This is a genomic window from Vibrio navarrensis (assembly GCF_015767675.1).
In the GTDB taxonomy this organism is placed as follows: Bacteria; Pseudomonadota; Gammaproteobacteria; order Enterobacterales; family Vibrionaceae; genus Vibrio.
Map to the genome: position 1 here is coordinate 2,525,922 of NZ_CP065217.1, position 18,480 is coordinate 2,544,401.

Consider the following 18,480-nt stretch of genomic DNA (forward strand, 5'->3'; position numbering starts at 1 on the left):
TCCATTTAACAGGGTTTAACTATTAGTTACCCACTGCCTGTACAATGCGGATCTGTTTCTCGTCTGGGATCTCCTGATACGAGAGCACTCTGAGATTTGGTATTGTGTTCTTCACAAATTTCGCCAGAGTTGAACGCAACATACCGGAAGTCAGTAAGACAGCTGGTTCGCCTTTCAGCTCTTGCTCTTGAGTTGCCATACTCAGAGAGGCTTGCAGACGTTCTGCGAGACCAGGTTCAATTCCCGCAGACTCCCCGCCCGACGCTTGCATTGTCTGATGCAATATTTGTTCCAGCTCTGGAATTAAGGTTATCACAGGCAGCTCAGGCTCTATTCCATTGATTTCTTGGACAATTAGACGCTTAAGTGAGATGCGAACCGCCGCTGTGAGGATGTCGGGTTCTTGACTCTTCGAAGAGTATTCAGCCATGGTCTGAACTATGGTGCGGATATCGCGGATTGGAATTGCTTCGTTAAGTAGATTTTGTAATACCTTCACGACCACACCAAGCGGCAGTTGGTCAGGGACAAAATTCTCCACCAATTTAGGTGCGCTACGACCCAGCATCTCCAGCAGGTTCTGCACTTCTTCGTGACCAAGCAACTGCGAGGCATTGTTGGTTAAAAGCTGGCTCATGTGCGTTGCCAATACCGTCGAGGAATCCACCACGGTGTACCCAAGCGCCTGCGCATGTTCACGCTGCTCTGGGCGGATCCAAACCGCTTCGAGGCCAAAAGCAGGATCGATGGTCGGTTCTCCATCAATCATGCCATACACTTGCCCAGGGTTGATCGCCAGCTCTTGATCGGGGCGAATTTCTGCTTCACCCACGGCCACCCCCATTAAGGTAATGCGATAGCTGTTGGGCGTAAGTTCAAGGTTGTCACGAATATGCACGGGGGGGATGAGGAAGCCAAAATCTTGCGACAGTTTTTTTCGTACCCCTTTGACTCGCTCTAGCAACTCTCCGCCTTGATCTCTATCCACCAAGGGGATCAGGCGATAGCCCACCTCCAAGCCAATGATGTCAACTGGCTGTACATCGTCCCACGAAAGCTCACGCACTGATGGCGCATTGCTGGTATCAATAACGGCGGGGGTTTTGGGCTGTTTGGCTTTTTGCTTATGCTTTTTGTCGATGAAGTACGCTCCCGCGCCCGCAGCAATGGCGAGCAGTAAAAAGGAGAAATGGGGCATACCAGGAACAATCCCCATGACCCCTAAAATCGCGGCGGTGATCATCAGTGCTTTCGGGTTATCAAACATCTGAAATATCAGTTGCTCACCCATGTCTTCATCGGTATTTTGCCGTGTCACCATCATGGCCGCTGCAATCGATAAGAGTAGTGATGGGATCTGCGCAACCAGACCGTCACCGATGGTCAAAAGGGTATAAATCTGGATGGCTTCAGAAAAGCCCAGACTATGTTGCGCCATGCCGATAGACAGGCCACCAATGATGTTGATGAACAGAATCAAGATACCCGCGATGGCATCCCCTTTGACAAATTTGGAGGCACCGTCCATCGAACCGTAGAAGTCCGCTTCTTTGGTCACTTCAAAGCGGCGCAAACGGGCTTGCTCTTGATCAATCAAACCAGCATTTAGGTCGGCATCAATTGCCATCTGCTTACCAGGCAAAGCATCCAAGGTAAAGCGAGCACTCACTTCAGAGATACGCCCCGCACCTTTGGTCACTACCATAAAGTTGATGATCATCAGGATGAGGAACACCACTAAACCAACGGCGTAGTTTCCGCCGATAACCACGTTACCGAAAGCTTCAATCACGTTACCTGCGGCATCGCCACCTTCATGGCCTTTCAGCAACACGACCCGCGTCGAGGCAACGTTCAGTGCCAAACGTAACAGCGTTGCAATCAACAACACGGTCGGAAACGCCGCAAAATCGAGTGGGCGGCGCGTATAAACGGTCACCAACAACACCACCATCGACAGGGCGATGTTGAAGGTAAAAAACATGTCCAACAGGAACGCGGGGATAGGCAATACCACCATCGCCAGTGTCGCCAGCACCATCACTGGTGCGCCGATCGCAGGCATGGAGCGTTGGGGAATTTTAGGCAACTTATCTGCAAACGGCAGAGTAAATTTTTTAGCCATTACTTCGTCTCGGTTGGGTGAAACTTAACTCGCTTGTCATCTGAAAATGCGGGCACTTAACTGTCAGTCAGCAACTTTCAAAAAGCGGAACAAGCAATCTCTATACCAGAGTTGCGCCAAACAATTGACTGCACAAATCGTTTTAAATTGAATACTTAGTGGCGCATATCCGGTGGAATGGGTAGATCGTAATCCTGTAGTTTTGGCCTGTGCCCACCACGTCTGCGATACTGTTTGAGCTGGAATACGTAGGCTAGAATCTGCGCGACTGCAGTAAACAGCCCTTCAGGAATTTCTTGCTCAAGCTCAGTGGTGTAATAGAGAGCACGCGCTAACGGCGGTGCTGGCACAATGTAAATATCATGCTCACGAGCCACCTCTCGGATCTTCATCGCCATGTGATCAGAGCCTTTGGCAACCACCACTGGCGCGCGATCAGTCCCTTGCTTGTAGCGCAGCGCAACCGAAAAGTGCTCCGGGTTGGTGACAATAACATCGGCGGTTGGCACATCAGCCATCATGCGGCGCTGCGCCGCTTCTCGTTGCAACATCCGAATGCGGCCTTTGACTTCCGGTTTACCTTCGGTGTCTTTGTACTCGTCTTTCACTTCCTGCTTGGTCATTTTTAACTGATCAGCGTGTTGCCAGATCTGAAACGGAATGTCGATGGCCACGACGATTAACAAGGAGCAGCTGATCAGCAAAATAAAATTGAGCAAAATATCGAGCGAGTGAAAAATATTCTGTGGATAAACATCCATACTCAGTTGAATCAAGTCGGCTTGCGAAGCTTGGATGAGATAGATGGCCACGCCAGTCACAAGACCTACTTTGAGAATCGATTTGATCAGCTCCACCCAACTCTGTAAGCCAACCATGCGCTTTAAGCCACTCAGCGGATTCATTTTAGACAGCTTAGGCATAGCGGCTTCAGCAGAAAAACTGATGCCCCCCACCCCAGCAGCCCCTATGACAGCGGCAATAAAAAGCGTAATGAGGATCAACAGCAGCGGCACAAGCAAAGCCGTTATTGCACCACCTGCAATATCCAGCAGTTTCCCAGTGTCAAAAATTTCTTCTCGGGTGAGATCAAAAAGCCGCCCCATGATCTTAAATAGAGCGCGAGCTAAAGGCTCACCAAACCACATCAGTGCCACTGCCCCTACGATAAGCACAGAAGCCGAGGCAAGTTCTTTCGAGCGCGCAACTTGGCCTTTTTCTCTTGCTTGTTGTAATCGTCGGGGGGTGGCATCTTCGGTACGTTCTTGACCGTCTGACTCTGCCAATTCAGCCTCCTAGCAATTTAGCCGAATAAAGCGGCAAATCTGTTCTTCACCTTCTATCCAGTACAGTTCATAGTGGCTGTAAAGGCCAGCAAGAATATACCAACAGAGTAATAAACCCACGAGCAACGCGAAAGCAAAACCGAGCGAGAAAATGTTTAACTGTGGCGCAGCACGTGTCATCACCCCAAACGAGAGGTTAATCGTCAGCAAGGCAATAATGCCGGAGAGCGACATACTGAGCGCGACTTTGAACATGATGCCAAGCCAGAGTGCGAGTTCGCGAAAGTCCACGGCATTGAGCGAGCCGAGACCTACCGGCAAGGTTTTAAAACTGAACACCACCAGTTGCAGCATTTTCAAGTGCCCGTCGGTGGCGAGGAAAAACATGGTCGCCAAAAACATAAACAATTGACCAAGCAAAGGGGTGTTTTGCCCGTTGGCCGGGTCAACCATTGAAGCAAAACCAAGGCTTGATTGCATACCCAATATTTGGCCAAGCATAACAAAGGTTTGAATCAAAAACTGCGTCACCATTCCCATCGCCACGCCAATCACGATTTGTTCAAACACCGTCAGATAGCCTTGAAAAGAGAGCAGTTCTATCTCCTGTGGTACCGCGGGGAGTGCTGGCATTACCGCAAACGTCACCGCCAGACTGAGGTAAAGGCGGATGCGTGGCGAAACAAAACGCGCCCCAGTGACGGTCATCACCATCAACATGGATGAGATTCGCGCAAAAGGCCAGAAGTAGTTGGCTATCCAGTCAAGGATGATTGTGGTTGGATACTCCATCTCATCACCCCGTCAATACAGGACCTGAGGCAGACGTTCAATCAACGAGAAAAAGAACTCCATCATCATCTGTGTCATCCAGTGACCAAACAGCATCAAAGCCAATAGAGTGATGATAAGACGTGGCAAAAAGCTCAACGTCTGTTCGTTGATCGAGGTAGCCGCTTGAAAAATCGCCACAATCAAACCGACCAATAAGCTGGGAATAATGATGGCACAGACCATGACCAATACCATCCATAGTGCATCCTGGAATAGCTCAACAAATATTTCAGGTGTCATGCTCTCTCCCTGCTATAAGGCGAAACTGCCAGCCAGCGTTGTCAGAATAAGATTCCATCCGTCAACCAGCACAAACAGCATCAATTTAAACGGCAGCGAAACAATCATTGGTGAGAGCATCATCATACCCATCGCCATCAGCACCGATGCAACCACCAAGTCGATGATCAAAAAGGGCAGGAAGAGCATAAAACCGATTTGAAATGCCGTTTTCAGTTCCGAGGTAATAAACGCAGGAATCAATACCGCCATCGATACATCTTCCGGGTTAGCCACCTGCTCCCCCGACATATTGACGAAGGTTTCCAGATCTTTGACGCGGGTTTGCTTGAGCATAAACGCTTTGATTGGTCCCTGAGCGACATCAAACGCTTGTCTCGCCGTCAGTTGCTCATTTAAGTAGGGCTGCACCGCCTGTTCATTCACTTCATTGATCACCGGAGACATGATAAAGAAAGTCAAAAACAGCGCGATGCCAATAATCACTTGGTTTGATGGCGTCTGTTGTAAGCCCATCGCTTGGCGCAATATCGACATCACCACCACAATCCGGGTAAAAGAGGTCATCAATATCACCATGGCAGGCAAGAAGCCCAGCATGGTCATGAGCGCAAGAATTTGCAGCGTAACCGAGTAGTCCTCGCTGCCATCTGGATTGGTGGTCATGGTGAATGCGGGAATGCCACCCCCTTGTCCTACGCTCATGCTGCGACTTTGCGCAGAACCATTTTTCATCTCGGAGAGGGTAACGCTGCTGCCCGCTGCCAGATTATCCGGCAGCGACGTTTCCTCCGCTTGAGCCAGCGCCAGGGGAGCGAGCAGTGACAACATCAGTAGCCATAAGGTCAGCCACAAAGAAGGGAAAAAGTGTTTACTGTTCATGCTTTTTTAGTAACTGGCTAAATTGGGACGCAAAGGCACTCTTAACCAGTTCCTCCTGTTTTAACGGCTGTTCTAAACGGGCAATCAGTTGGATCGACTGCGCGGTAATCCCGACCAAAAATTGCTCCTCACCCGCCTGCACCACCGCAATCCGTTCCTTAGTACCAACCGCTATCTGGCTGACGATTTTTAGCCCATGTTGCTGACCGAACGCCGGAGCTTGCAGGCGTTTCATTAGCCATGCCAGCAATAAAATAAAGGCGATCACCAGCAACAACGAACCAAAGGTGGTCGCCAGATTAAGCTCTGGTGCGCTAGACGCGGCCCAAACACGAGGAGCACTGAACAACCCGCTCAGTGCTCCTAACGCGCTTATCAGCCGTACTTTGTTTGTCATCGGACTCATCATATCAGCGCAGTTTCTTGATGCGTTCCGTCTGACTAATCACATCCGTGAGACGAATACCAAACTTGTCGTTCACCACCACGACTTCACCATGCGCAATCAATGTGCCGTTGACCAACACATCTAAAGATTCACCCGCCAAGCGGTCAAGCTCAACCACCGAGCCTTGGTTGAGTTGCAGCAGGTTACGGATACTGATTTGTGAGCGCCCAACTTCCATCGAGATGGTCACGGGAATGTCCATGATGGTGTCGAGTTTACGTCGCTCATCAGCGGTGATAGGCTTTGACGTATCTTTCAGCTCTTCCAGCGGCGCGGCCATCACTTCATCGATGTCAACATCAGGCGCGGAAGGGTCTTCACCCAGAGCCGCCGCCCACTCTGCTGCCAGCTTCTCATCTTCACTTGATGCCATAGTCATATCCTGTTTTCATTTTCGTTATCAATCTTCATTATCATCGTCACTTTCAAGCTCAGACATGATGTCCTTACCCAAGAAAGTTAAATCGGTTTTCACCACATGCGGGCGCTCAATTTCTTGTGAAATCTGCACGGCCAACTTGTCGTTAGACTGGCCCATTTTGACGCGATAGGTTGGCAATTCTTCAACAAACATCACCGCATGTTTGGGCATTTCTATCGGAATGACGTCACCAGGGCGAAGCTCCATCAAATCTCGTAGAGAAATGGTTCTCTCGAGCAAATTGACGCGAAAGTTCACCGGACAGTCCATGATTTCTTCGCGTAAAGCGGAGCTCCAACGTACGTCGGTTTCCATCTTATCCGATTGCACCCCCGCATCCAGCAGTTCACGGATCGGTTCCACCATCGAATAAGGCATGACCACGTGAAAATCGCCGCCGCCACCGTCGACTTCAATGTGGAACGAACTTACCACAATCACTTCCGTCGGACTGACGATGTTGGCCATGCTGGGGTTCACTTCAGAGTCGAGGTACTCAAACTCTACCCCCATCACAGGTGACCATGCTTCTTTGTAGTCTTCAAAAACGATTTTTAATAGCAACTGAATGATGCGTCGTTCGGTAGGCGTGAACTCGCGCCCTTCAATTTTAGCGTGGAAACGGCCATCACCACCGAAGAAGTTCTCCACCAGAATAAACACCAAACGCGCTTCCATGGTAATCAGCGCCGTGCCTTTCAAGGGTCGAAAACGCACCATGTTCAAACTGGTTGGTACGTACAAGGTGTTCTGATATTCACCGAACTTCATCATCTGTACGCCGTTGATCGACACTTCCGCCGTTTTTCTCAACATATTGAACAGGCTGATGCGCATATGACGGGCAAAACGTTCGTTGATAAGCTCCAGCGTCGGCATGCGGCCACGGACGATGCGATCTTGCGAGGAGAAGTCGAAGTTAACCGCGCCGTCTCGGTCGTTATCTATCGGCTCATCGACATCATCGACATCATCGACCCCGTGGAGCAGCGCATCAATTTCGTCTTGGCTTAATAAATCAGTCACACGATACCTACTGAATCACAAAATCGGTAAACAGAACTTTCTCAATCACTGGCTGACCGACCGACTTGGTCAGCGCCGCCTTAATATCTTCTGTCGCTTTATCGCGCAGTTCAACACGCCCAGTTGGTGAGCGAAGCTGATCCACCGTCGCCGAGGCAAAAGTGGATAGCAGCGAGCTTTCAATCAGAGGTGAATGGTAACGTGCGAGGTTTTCGTTTTCTGAGCCGCGCACCATTAATTGGACTTTGATTTGCACCATGCGATCCCGGCTATCGCCAGTGACATTAAAGACAAATGGCTGAGCAATATTGACGTAAGCGACCGGATTTTCGTTAGGTTTCACTTCGACCTGCTCTTTGGTCTCCGCCTCTTCTGCTGAATCGGAGCCCATTAAAAAGAACGCCGCACCACCGCCGCCCAATAACAACACCACCGCAGCGACGATGATAATGAGAAGTTTGCCTTTGCCTTTCGGTGCTTCCTCACCCGTTTGTAGTTCTTCTGCCATGATCTGTTTTATCCCGTAACCTTAACAACTTGTATTTTATGCGTAAAAACTGATTCCATCACGCTTTGATGCCACATTTACATCAAGTTTCATCTCAGGCTCAAGATTTTCATCATTACCTGAAGCAAATCTGCCGGTTTGTTGCCCATTGTCTTGTCCATCAGCAGAGTATTGTCGCTGCTGCTGACCAGATGACTGCTGTTGTACCGAAGAGTCCGCCAATTGCATGCCTTGCTGCGCTAACATTTCTCGCAGGCGAGGCAAGGTTTGTTCAATCATCTCACGTGCTTGTGGGTTGGTCACCGTGAAATGTACATGGGCCAAATCGTTATTCATGGTCATGCGGATCTGCATCCGCCCCAGTTCAGGAGGGTCAAGACGAATATCCAAATTCTTCAGGTTTTTGGACATCATCACCTGCACTTTTTCCGCAACCTGATCACTGGCCATTTCACGCGTGAGTTGCATCGATACTTGTGAAGCGGCTTCGGTGCGTAATTGCCCACTCGTGGTTGGCGAGCCTTGCGCACTGTAGAGACTGCTTTGGGTGGTGTTGGTCGCACGTTCACTGCTCTGCTCGTTGGCTGATTTTCCTTTCAGCGCCGTCAAACCACTGGCCGCCAACGCTGCTTGTAGCCCTTTTGCGGGCGCTACATTGGGCTGCACAGTACTCTGCAGCGCGGCCATTGCATTCGGCGCTAAGCCATCAGGCAGCGCGGCTGCGGGTGACTTGTCGCTGGTTGGCTGCGGCGTCACTAACGCTTGGGCTGCTGGTTGGCTGTTTTGCAAAGCGCTATGCACCGCCTGAGAGAGCGCGGTGGTGGTTGCGGCAAGTTTTGCGCCGCTCTCTTTCGCACTGTGCGCGTTATCTATCGGCGCAGGTTGGTTCCAGTCAATTGCAGCTTGAGGCTCGTTGGCTACTCCGTTTGCACTTCGCACCGTACTTAACTCAGCATTGCTTGCCGCCATCAGCACAGTGCTTAGTGCGGGTAAAGCGGCCAGCACCGCGGGATCGTCGGCTTGCAGTTGGCCATCAAGTAGTCCTTGCAGGATCTGTTGATCTTCCCCATTGAGCGCTTGCTCGGTCGCCAACTTTTGCTCAATCTCGGCTAAACGCGGCGCAGGAACTAGCATCACTGGCAGCTCAGAGTCAACTTGCTGCTGAAGGTGTAGCGGAATCTCATCTTGTGCTTGCATCTGCAACCCGGCAGTTGCGTGCCACTCAATTTGCCCATTGGTCATTTGAGCGGCCATAGCAGGATCAGAAGTAAGAGTTTCCGGCGGCAAAGATCCTGCGGCGATGCTAGACGCTGACAGCGCCTGAGGCTGTAACTGCGCCAACGGAGTCTGTGGGGATTGAAGCGAATTTGTTGCAGAAGGCGGCAAAGATTCTGCGCTTTGGTGACTGACACCAACTTGTGCTGAGCCAGGCACAGATGCGACCTGTTCTGCGGTGAGCGCATTTGCGTTAAGCGCCGTCGCATCGCCTGCCTCTAACTGACGACTCGGCAATAGATCCGCTGAATTTTGAGGCGATACGGCCGCTTGCTCTGCCGAAAACGATTGACTTTGAAGCGCCGTCGCATCGCCTTCCTCTAACTGACGACTCGGCAATAGATCCGCTGAATTGTGAGGCGACACTGCCTCGGCGACTGCTTTTGTCGGCAATGCTTTGCCACCGTTTTTAGGCTGCAAAGTGGCATTAGCCTGCTCCAACTGGCCGAGAATTTTTGAGCCTTCATGCATGATGCTCTCTTGCATCGCTTGTTTGTCGCTGCCAGATTTTGTCGAGGAACTGCCCTTGGTTAACCCTACATCTGCTGCAACATCATTGGTTATTTGAGTTTTGGGGGAGGATGTTGACGCTAGAGTTTCGCCCTGCCCTGCAGACGATACCTGTCCCCCCGACTGGACAGAGCCATCCGTTTGCGTCTTTCCCACCTGCAACAATTCATCACTGCTTTGCGCGTCTTCAAGCGAAGCGCCATCGACAACTTCTTCTTCACTGTTTTGTGTGACTTCAGATTCAGCGGTTAGATTGTCTGCTTTGAGAGGAGCCCCATCTTTAACGCTGCTGTCAGTTTTGTCGGCTTTCTTGTCGTCCGTTTGCCCAGAAAAGACTTTGGCGAGAGTTTGAAGAAAACCGCCTGATTCGGCCACCTCGCCAGTGACTTCTTTGCTTGAAGCTTCAGTTGTCGTTCCTGCTGTTTTACCTGTTATAGATACCGATTGCAGATTTACATTCATAGTCACAGTCTCTTCGCAGCACTCATTGGATAAGCGTCAGTAGGGATTTTAGGCAATTGACCTGCAAGAAACACGCCATTTTGAGAGCTGGCTAATAATGCGATTTGCGTCTAGCGTAACTGAGGGTCGAAAACTCGTCCATTTGCTTCTGTTCTCGTTTGGCTTCGGCTTTCTGTTTTTCTTGTTGCTTTCTTTCGATCATCCATTCATAGGATTTGCGCTGCTTGCGCACCTCTAACCAGTAGTGCTCACTATTTTCAACTTGCTGTTTAAAGTGTGCTTCTGCTCCGCGCTGTTTTGCCAGCGTTTCGTCAAGCTGGTTGAGAAAGCGATTGAGATGGACAAACTGACTGGCACTCAAACCATTTTTTCCGCGCTCGACCAGTTGCTGGCAGTAGTCGAGGCGGTACTTTTCGATCTGCTCCACCTGCCGGTAGTAACTTTCTAATTCGGCTTTCGCTTTGTTTAAGGTCAGAACCGCTTGGTTCTCCCTCTCTTTGGCCTGCTCAAGCAGAAAGTCCATCGCGTTTTCCATCAGTGATTACACTCCCAACACGTTTTTTAGCATGTTGACACACATGGCATACGGTACCGTCTCTTTCATTTGCTGCTGCAAATAGGCGTCCAATTTTGGTTTGAGGGTGAAGGCGCTATCGATGGCTTGATCCGTTCCCGGCTTATAGGCACCGATTGACACCAGATCTTGATTTTTTCGACAAATAGACAAAATTTGCCGCACGGCTTTAGACATCAACACATGCTCGTCGGTGGTGATCTGCGGCATCACACGACTGACCGATTTTTCAACGTCGATGGCAGGGTAATGCCCCGCGTCGGCCATTTCACGTGACAATACGATGTGACCATCGAGAATCGCTCTCGACGCATCAGCTATCGGATCTTGTAAGTCGTCGCCCTCGGTAAGCACAGTAAAAAAGGCGGTAATCGAACCTTGTTGTGGCCCACCATTGCCCGCACGTTCAACCAGCGCAGGTAACTTAGCGAAAACCGACGGTGGGTAACCTTTCGTCGCTGGCGGCTCGCCGACGGACAGTGCGATTTCACGCTGCGCCTGTGCAAAACGTGTCAGAGAGTCCATCAGCAGCAATACATCCAGCCCTTGATCACGAAAGTATTCAGCAATCGTCAAGGCTGTTTGACACCCTTTGAGGCGCATCAGTGGCGAAGCATCCGCAGGCGCGGCGACCACCACAGAACGTTTACGACCATCTTCTCCGAGGATCTCCTCGATGAACTCTTTCACTTCTCGTCCCCGCTCACCAATCAGCCCAACCACCACCACTTGCGCCGTGGTGCCACGCGTCATCATTCCAAGCGTGACCGATTTACCGACACCAGAACCGGCGAATAGCCCGATACGCTGCCCCTTCCCGACGGTCAGCAAACCATTAATCGCTTTTAATCCGACATCCAAAGGCTCTGTGATCGGTTTGCGCGTCAAAGGATTCATAGGTTGGGCATTGAAAGAAGCACGATGCTCGGTATAAATCGGCCCCAATCCATCAAGCGGATTGCCCACACCATCAATCACTCGGCCAAGCAGCTCCATGCCTACGGGCAAACCACTTTCACCTGTTAATGGCGTCACTTTAGCGCCGGGTAAAATTCCCGTGATCTGCTCACTGGGCATCAAAAACAGGTTATCGCCCGAGAAGCCAACCACTTCGGCCTCCATTTGCCCAGTCATCGTCTCGACCAAACAGAGGCTGCCGATAGGCGCGCGACAACCGGTCGCTTCTAATGTCAAACCAATCACGCGCACCAATTTGCCAGCGGCAACTGGGCGTGTAGTCAACCCTTGCACTTTGTAACTTTTCAGTCGCTCCGCCAGCGAAATCATTATTCGCCCCCGTGGTGACGATTGGTGCCACAGAAATTTTGTATCACGTGTTTGATGCGTTCTTCCATGCGATAGCTGACGCTCGACTCGCCAGCTTCAATCTGCACATCGCCACGATTGAGTGACGGCTCAGAGACCAGTGTCCAGTTACGAAACGCCAGATCGTCTTCACCGTATGAGGAACGGACAATGTCGACATCTTCAGGGTTAAGATGCAACGTGATGGGATGACCAGAGATAGGTAAGCTCTCTACCGAGGCTTTAATGGTATCAAGAATGATCTGCGGGTTGGTTTGCACCTCAACGTGAACCACCTCTTTCACCAAACAAAGCACCATGTCCACCAGTTGCTTTTCGACTTGGTTACTCATCAGCTCAAGCGGCTGAGCAAATTGATTGGCAAGGTTAACAAACGTTTCAACTTGTTGTTTCACATGATCTTCGCCGGCGGCAATGCCTTCCGCTTTGCCTTGTTCTAAACCTTCTGCTTGACCGACCGCAAAGCCCTCTTCCTTGCCTTTTTCAAAACCTTGTTTGAAGCCAGCCTCTTGACCTTGAAACAACCCTTCCTGATAAGCCCCTTGCTTTATGAGCTCAATTTGTTCTTCGGTTAATTCAAGAACTGGCTCTTCTTCTGCTTTCTCAAAGTCGGGCATCCAGCCGGGGTCATAGTTAAAAGCGGTCTCTTTCGCTTGTTTGTTTACCTCAGCACCGTAATCCGGCAAGCCCCAGCGTTTTGGCTGTGGAACCGCGTCATCTTCGCCAGGACGAATAAAACCACGTTTTCTTTCCGCCATGCATTTACACCTTTGTACAGAAAACAACGCCCCGAAACGGGGCGAGGAAATTGTCGATTAGAGGAACTCGTCTGCGCCACCGGAGAGCATAATTTCGCCACTGTCGGCCAGTCGCCTTGCGATAGCGAGGATCTCTTTTTGCGCGGCTTCCACGTCGGCTACCCGCACTGGCGGCATCGCTTCGATATCGTCGCGCATCATCTCAGCAGCACGTTTCGACATGTTCTTGAAGATCTTGTCGCGCAAACCATCGTCGGCGCCTTTGAGTGCTTTTTGCAGCACATCCTGAGGAACATCACGCAGCAACTTCTGAATACCTTGGTCGTCCACTTCGATGAGGTTCTCGAATACGAACATCAGATCTTGGATCTGCGTTGCCAAATCTTCGTCCTGATCGCGTATTTGCTCCATCAACAAGCCTTCGACGTTGTTGTCGAGGTAGTTCATGATTTCAGCCGCTGCTTTCAGGCCGCCAATTTTCGCCGCCTGCGCACCCGCTTGACCAGCAAACTGCTTCTCCATGATTTCATTCAGCTCTGCCAGTGCAGACGGTTGAACTTCTTCTAAGTTAGCGATACGCATCATCAAATCCAAGCGTACCCGCTCTGGGAACTGGGAGATGATTTCCGCTGATTGATCCGCTTCCAGATAGGACAATACAATCGTTTGAATTTGTGGGTGCTCGTTAACAATGATGCTCGCCACTTGTCTTGGGTCCATCCACTTCAAGGAATCCAGACCTTTAGAGCCTGTGCCGAGAAGGATTTGGTCAACCAAGTTATTGGCTTTGTCTTCACCCAGTGCCGCGATGAGCGCATTGCGCATGAAGTCTTCGCTGCCCATACCAATGTTGGTGTATTTCTGGATATCTTCCAGAAACGCTCGGTGCACCGCCGATACTTTGTCTTGGCTGAGATCTTTGGCTTTCGCCATGGCACTGCCCACCCGCTGAACCTGTTTCGGTTCCAAGTGACGGATAATGCCTGCCGCATCTTGCTCATTGAGGCTCAGCAGCAAAATCGCTGCTTTTTCTTCGCCAGTGATGGTCGAAATATCGATTCCTGTTGAATCCATCTCGCCGTTTGCTTCCTGATTTGCAATTTCGTTAGCCATTTGTCATCCAATTCTTCACAACTTGAGCCGCCAGCTCAGGCTCGTTTGCAACCAATGCACGCACTGCTTTCAACACATCTTCATCTTTGTGCAGATTTGGCAGGTCGATGCTTGACCCAAATTCAAACAACTCACTACTTTCGATGTCACTGCCAATCAAGCTGGTTTCACCATCGGCGCCAATCGGCAGACCATCAGGCCCGTACATTTCGTTTTCATCGTCACTAGCAGGGTTGAGCAGTTTCTTCATCGCTGGACGAATTAACACCAACACCACCACAATGATCACCAAGGCACTTGCGAACCAGCGCACCCAGTCGTTGAAGTTTGGATGTTCCCAAATCGGTACGTCAGCCAGCTTTTCAGGTTCCTGTTCAGCAAACTGCATACTTAATACATTGAGTAAGTCGCCACGGTTTTCGTTAAAACCTACCGTACCAATCAGCACTTGGCGGATAGCATTAATTTCCGCTTCGCTACGAGGAGTATAGGTGACATTGCCGTTATCCGGATTGAGCGCTGCGCGATCTTTGATCGCCACTGACACCGTCTGACGCGTCACGATACCTGTCTGCTTTCGTTCATGACTGATGGTAGTATCGAGCTCAAAGTTCCGCGTCGACTCTTTACGTACCGAACCTTGGCCCGTCACCGACCCGTCTTTCATTTGAGCGACATCTTGCGGGATAGAGGCATCTGCCGGCGGTTGATTGCTGAGTGCGCCCGGCACACCCGCCACCATGTTGGCGTTGTTGTAATCTTCTAACGCGTACTCACTACGCGTGGCTGGGGTATTGGGGTCAAACGCCTTTCGCGTTTGCTCGACCGCACTGAAGTCCATTTCAATATCAACTTGCGCGGTATAATTGCCAAAACCCAAAATGGGGATCAACACGGAATCAATTTTTTCTCGCAGCATCTGCTCTTGACTGCGCTCTAGCTCTTGCTCTTTACGCCGAGCTGCGGAAACTGGATCTTGTGAACCGGAGTTAAGCAATCGACCATGTTGATCAGTGACGGTGACGCGAGAGGTTTTCATGCCCGGTACGGCGCTCGCCACCATGTCGACAATCGAATCCACTTCTTGCTGTTTGAGGTTGGCACCTGTGCCTAACGTCAAAAATACCGAAGCGGAAGCCTCTTGATTGTGGCGCACAAACACGCTTTGCTTAGGCAGGGCAAGCAATACACGCGCTTTGCGCACTTGCTTCATCTCTTCAATGGCTTTGGCTAGCTGTCGTTCACGGCTGAGTTTCAAACGTTCTTGTTCTAGACGTTGAGAAACGCCAAAACCCATGTCTTGCAGCAGAATATCATCACCAGCTTGGGTATTTTGATTCAGTCCCGAGCGAACCATATCCAATTTAATCGAGTTAAATTCGCTGGCTTCCACCAAAATGGTGTTGCCATCGAGTTTGTAATTGATTTTTTGTTGATCGAGATGATCGAGAACCGGGATCAGCTCTTCGGTTTCGAAAATTCCCAACGGACGCATTTCTGGCTCTTTTACCCAGAAAAACAACATGACGATCAGCGCCACACAAATGGAAATGGAAACCACAAGAACAATCTGACGCAACAGATCAAGATCACCAACGGCCATATCAAATTTGGATGAACTGCGCTCATCCAAATCTGGGTTTTGTCCGTCGAGATCCATGTCTGATTGAGCAACCATGGCGTTGTTGGATGCTCCATCAGTCACCGTCAGATCCGTTGATTTCTTCTCTTCAGCCACAATGTACTACCTAAATTCAGACTGGCATATTCATGAGGTCTTTGTATGCCTCAATAAGCTTGTTTCTTACCTGCAAGGTGGCTTCAAACGCCACACTGGATTTGTTCCTGGCAATCATGACATCAGAAAGCGATACATCCGCATCGCCGCGGTCAAAACGGGTTTGCAAATCACTGGATGACTTCTGCAACGCGTTCACATTATTGATGGCCTGACTCAGTATATTGCCAAAATCAGCACTGACTTTCGCCCCCGTCGCTGGCGCAGATGCGTTGGTCGCCTCTAACATCATGGCGCGCATTTCACCTTGTAATCCGTCAATTCTCATCTTCACCTCAACGCCAAAAGTTTGACCAGACACTTCGCTGTAATATTGACAACGCAATTAGCATGCCATACCAAAGACACAGTTTACCCTTTCTTGACTAAACTGACCAACAGCGAGCTCTCATCCCGGGATATCGATACCAGCATCACGCATCTTAGCCAACTTATAGCGCAACGTTCGCGGGCTGATACCCAGTTTTTCCGCCATCTCTTTGCGGCGACCTTGGCATTCAATTAAAGTCTCTAAAATGATGGCATACTCTTGATCTCGTAATTCGCTACCTAAGCTATCTACGCCAACGATACTACGGCTAAACGCATCAGGCTGCGCGACCAGTTTGACGTCCGGCACTACGGCATCACTGGTCTGCTGCACCACATTTTGTAAACTGTTGGCATCTTGCCAGTCCACCCCTTCTAACAGGATATGATCCTGCTCGATATCGCTGTTTTCACTTAAGATGAGGGCGCGCTGCACCACGTTGTCTAGCTCGCGCACGTTACCCGGCCAAGGATAATGAGTGAGTTTGTCCAGCGCTTGAGGTGAGAAACGAGGCACCGCAATCCCCTGTTTCATGCAGTGACGCTCTGCCAGATGTTTGGCGAGCGGTACGATATCCCCTTGGCGCTCACGTAGCGCAGGCCAAGTCAATGGGAAAACATTCAGACGGTAATACAAATCCTCTCGGAAATTCCCTTCGGAAACATACTGCTTTAAGTCACGGTTACTGGTGGCTAGGACGCGCACGTCCAACTTGATGCTCTTGCGGCTACCCAAGCGCTCGACTTCTCGCTCTTGCAGTACACGCAGCAGTTTGGCTTGTAGGTTGAGATCCATTTCACTGATCTCGTCTAGTAGAATCGTGCCACCTTGCGCCTGTTCAAATTTCCCCGGGCAAGCTTGTACGGCACCAGTGAACGCCCCTTTTTCGTAGCCAAACAAGGTGGCTTCTAGCATGTTATCCGGGATCGCGGCACAGTTAATCGCGACAAATGGCCCGTCTTTGCGCAGCGACGCATTGTGAATGTAACGCGACAATACTTCTTTGCCCGAACCACTTGGGCCAAGCACCATCACGTTGGCGTCGGTGCGCGCCACTTTTTCGGCCAGCGCAAGCAGTCGTAAGCTCTTTTCATCCGCCACTACGGCGTCACCATTGTCGTCCGACTTGACAGGGGCGTAACGGCTGACCATGTTGAGCAAGACTTCTGGCGCGAAAGGCTTGGCCATGTAGTCAATCGCCCCTTCTTTCATCGCTGACACGGCGTCTTCAATATTGGCATACGCTGTCATCAGCAACACAGGCAAATTTGGCCAATTTTGCTTAATGCTGCGCAATAACGCGAGCCCTCCCATGCCGGCCATTTGTACGTCAGAGACCACAATATCCACCGAATGGGCTTTGAGTTTGAGTAGCGCATCTTCGGCGCAATCCGCTTCGAGCCATTCATACCCCGCTAATGCCAATGTATCGACCAGCGCTTCGCGCAGACCTTCGTCGTCTTCTACGATTAACACCTTGCTTTGAGCCATTTCAGATCTCCAATGTGGTTAATTCTCTGCTTCCGTCGAAGCAAGCTGAGTGCGCTCAAGAGGTAGACACATGGTAAAGCACGCGCCATCGCCCTCTTCAGAAAGTAGTTCTAGCCGTCCATCATGAGCACGACATACCATTTGCACGACCGCTAAGCCAAGGCCGGTGCCTTGTGAGCGAGTAGTGAAAAAGGGTTCCATTATCTTGTTTTGTAATTCTTTGGGTACGCCCGGGCCGCTGTCTTGCACCGAAATGCGCAGCTCGCCATTCACCGGGCGGAAATAGACATCGATCTGGGCTTCTTTTCCGGCGATCTGGATAGCATTCATCACCAGATTACTCAAAGCAGAAGCGATGGCATTCACATTACCGAGTATTTGCGTCTGCTCACCTTCTACTTCTTGGCAGTAGTCAATCTGGTTACTACGTAGCGCTGTTTCGACCATCGGTTGATATTCACTCACCAGTTGCTCGATAGTAAACGGTTTGATGACTTTATTGTCGCCCCCCTTGGCGAACAACAACATATCATTGACCTGCTTTTCCAAATCTTGCAAGCGATCCATCAACTTGGATTGAAAACGCTCCCGCGTAGCAGTGGGCAAATTGGGTGCCCCCAAGTTCGATGCATAAAGCATAGCACTCGAAAGAGGGGTTCTAACTTGGTGGGCCAGTGAAGCCACCATTCGGCCAAGCGATGACAAGCGTTGTAAATCACTCACTCGTGACTGTAACAAGCGAGTTTCGGTGAGGTCGGTAATTAGAATCAATTGGCCCGTTGCAGAGGCCGAGATCGCCAAGCGCACTTTACGCCCATTACGCAGCGACACTTCGTGTCCATCATCGTCACGCGGAGCAAATGCGGCTTGAATAACAGAAAACCACTTTTCGTTCACCAGTGGCACTTGCAGGATACGATGCGCCTCGGGATTGGCTTCTCTGACCACCCCTTGGGTATCGAGCAAAATAACACCCGCAGGCATCACATCCAAAACCTGTTTGTAACGTTCTACCTGACTTTCTACCGAATCTAAGTGAGACTGATTGATGAGGTTATCCATGGAGTGTCGAATTCTCGCCTATAAAACTACA

Annotated in this window: 18 protein-coding genes; all 18 read right to left on the bottom strand. The window is 50.4% G+C overall.

The annotated features are described in order from the left end of the window. Positions 1-22: 22 nt before the first annotated feature. The 18 genes from flhA to I3X05_RS12110 all read right to left on the bottom strand — a co-directional run bounded on the left by flhA (position 23) and on the right by I3X05_RS12110 (position 18,449). The gene (gene flhA / locus I3X05_RS12025) at positions 23-2,125 is read right to left on the bottom strand and encodes a flagellar biosynthesis protein FlhA (protein WP_045570498.1); all 2,103 of its coding nucleotides are present in this window, start codon (positions 2,123-2,125) and stop codon (positions 23-25) included. 155 nt (positions 2,126-2,280) lie between these two features. Further along, entirely contained in the window at positions 2,281-3,411 is a 1,131-nt protein-coding gene (gene flhB, locus I3X05_RS12030) for a flagellar biosynthesis protein FlhB (RefSeq protein WP_045570497.1), read from the bottom strand. 9 nt (positions 3,412-3,420) lie between these two features. Then, positions 3,421-4,203, bottom strand: a complete 783-nt coding sequence (gene fliR, locus I3X05_RS12035; protein ID WP_039430170.1) for a flagellar biosynthetic protein FliR — start codon at positions 4,201-4,203, stop codon at positions 3,421-3,423. A gap of 12 nt (positions 4,204-4,215) precedes the next feature. Continuing rightward, entirely contained in the window at positions 4,216-4,485 is a 270-nt protein-coding gene (fliQ, locus tag I3X05_RS12040) for a flagellar biosynthesis protein FliQ (RefSeq protein WP_045570496.1), read from the bottom strand. Between the two features lie 12 nt (positions 4,486-4,497). Beyond that, on the bottom strand, positions 4,498-5,316 hold the full coding sequence (fliP, locus tag I3X05_RS12045; protein WP_413470433.1) for a flagellar type III secretion system pore protein FliP: 819 nt from the start codon (positions 5,314-5,316) through the stop codon (positions 4,498-4,500). Positions 5,317-5,356: 40 nt separating this feature from the next. After that, positions 5,357-5,776 (bottom strand): flagellar biosynthetic protein FliO, encoded by a 420-nt coding sequence (fliO, locus tag I3X05_RS12050; RefSeq protein ID WP_193157788.1) that lies wholly within the window; start codon positions 5,774-5,776, stop codon positions 5,357-5,359. A 1-nt stretch (position 5,777) separates the two neighbouring features. Further along, entirely contained in the window at positions 5,778-6,188 is a 411-nt protein-coding gene (gene fliN / locus I3X05_RS12055; RefSeq protein ID WP_039430179.1) for a flagellar motor switch protein FliN, read from the bottom strand. 27 nt (positions 6,189-6,215) lie between these two features. Beyond that, positions 6,216-7,262, bottom strand: coding sequence for a flagellar motor switch protein FliM (gene fliM / locus I3X05_RS12060; protein WP_045570493.1), 1,047 nt, complete (start codon positions 7,260-7,262; stop codon positions 6,216-6,218). A 7-nt stretch (positions 7,263-7,269) separates the two neighbouring features. Further along, on the bottom strand, positions 7,270-7,770 hold the full coding sequence (fliL, locus tag I3X05_RS12065) for a flagellar basal body-associated protein FliL (protein ID WP_193157789.1): 501 nt from the start codon (positions 7,768-7,770) through the stop codon (positions 7,270-7,272). A 36-nt stretch (positions 7,771-7,806) separates the two neighbouring features. Further along, positions 7,807-10,017: a flagellar hook-length control protein FliK gene (locus tag I3X05_RS12070; protein WP_193157790.1), complete on the bottom strand. Its 2,211-nt coding sequence runs from the start codon at positions 10,015-10,017 to the stop codon at positions 7,807-7,809. 91 nt (positions 10,018-10,108) lie between these two features. Next, entirely contained in the window at positions 10,109-10,552 is a 444-nt protein-coding gene (fliJ, locus tag I3X05_RS12075; protein WP_045570490.1) for a flagellar export protein FliJ, read from the bottom strand. Positions 10,553-10,558: 6 nt separating this feature from the next. Then, positions 10,559-11,878 (bottom strand): flagellar protein export ATPase FliI, encoded by a 1,320-nt coding sequence (gene fliI, locus I3X05_RS12080; RefSeq protein WP_045570489.1) that lies wholly within the window; start codon positions 11,876-11,878, stop codon positions 10,559-10,561. Further along, a complete protein-coding gene (gene fliH, locus I3X05_RS12085; RefSeq protein WP_045570488.1) occupies positions 11,878-12,675 on the bottom strand; it encodes a flagellar assembly protein FliH in 798 nt (265 codons plus the stop codon). Before fliH ends, fliI begins: the two co-directional genes overlap by 1 nt. Before the next feature lie 57 nt (positions 12,676-12,732). Further along, positions 12,733-13,788, bottom strand: coding sequence for a flagellar motor switch protein FliG (gene fliG, locus I3X05_RS12090; RefSeq protein WP_045570487.1), 1,056 nt, complete (start codon positions 13,786-13,788; stop codon positions 12,733-12,735). Beyond that, positions 13,781-15,466 (bottom strand): flagellar basal-body MS-ring/collar protein FliF, encoded by a 1,686-nt coding sequence (gene fliF, locus I3X05_RS12095; RefSeq protein WP_139046334.1) that lies wholly within the window; start codon positions 15,464-15,466, stop codon positions 13,781-13,783. The genes fliG and fliF overlap by 8 nt, the downstream gene beginning before the upstream one ends. A gap of 76 nt (positions 15,467-15,542) precedes the next feature. After that, positions 15,543-15,854, bottom strand: a complete 312-nt coding sequence (gene fliE / locus I3X05_RS12100) for a flagellar hook-basal body complex protein FliE (protein WP_045570550.1) — start codon at positions 15,852-15,854, stop codon at positions 15,543-15,545. A gap of 120 nt (positions 15,855-15,974) precedes the next feature. Beyond that, positions 15,975-17,387: a sigma-54-dependent transcriptional regulator gene (locus I3X05_RS12105; protein ID WP_045570485.1), complete on the bottom strand. Its 1,413-nt coding sequence runs from the start codon at positions 17,385-17,387 to the stop codon at positions 15,975-15,977. Between the two features lie 18 nt (positions 17,388-17,405). Further along, positions 17,406-18,449, bottom strand: coding sequence for a sensor histidine kinase (locus tag I3X05_RS12110; RefSeq protein WP_045570484.1), 1,044 nt, complete (start codon positions 18,447-18,449; stop codon positions 17,406-17,408). Between the last annotated feature and the right edge of the window lie 31 nt (positions 18,450-18,480).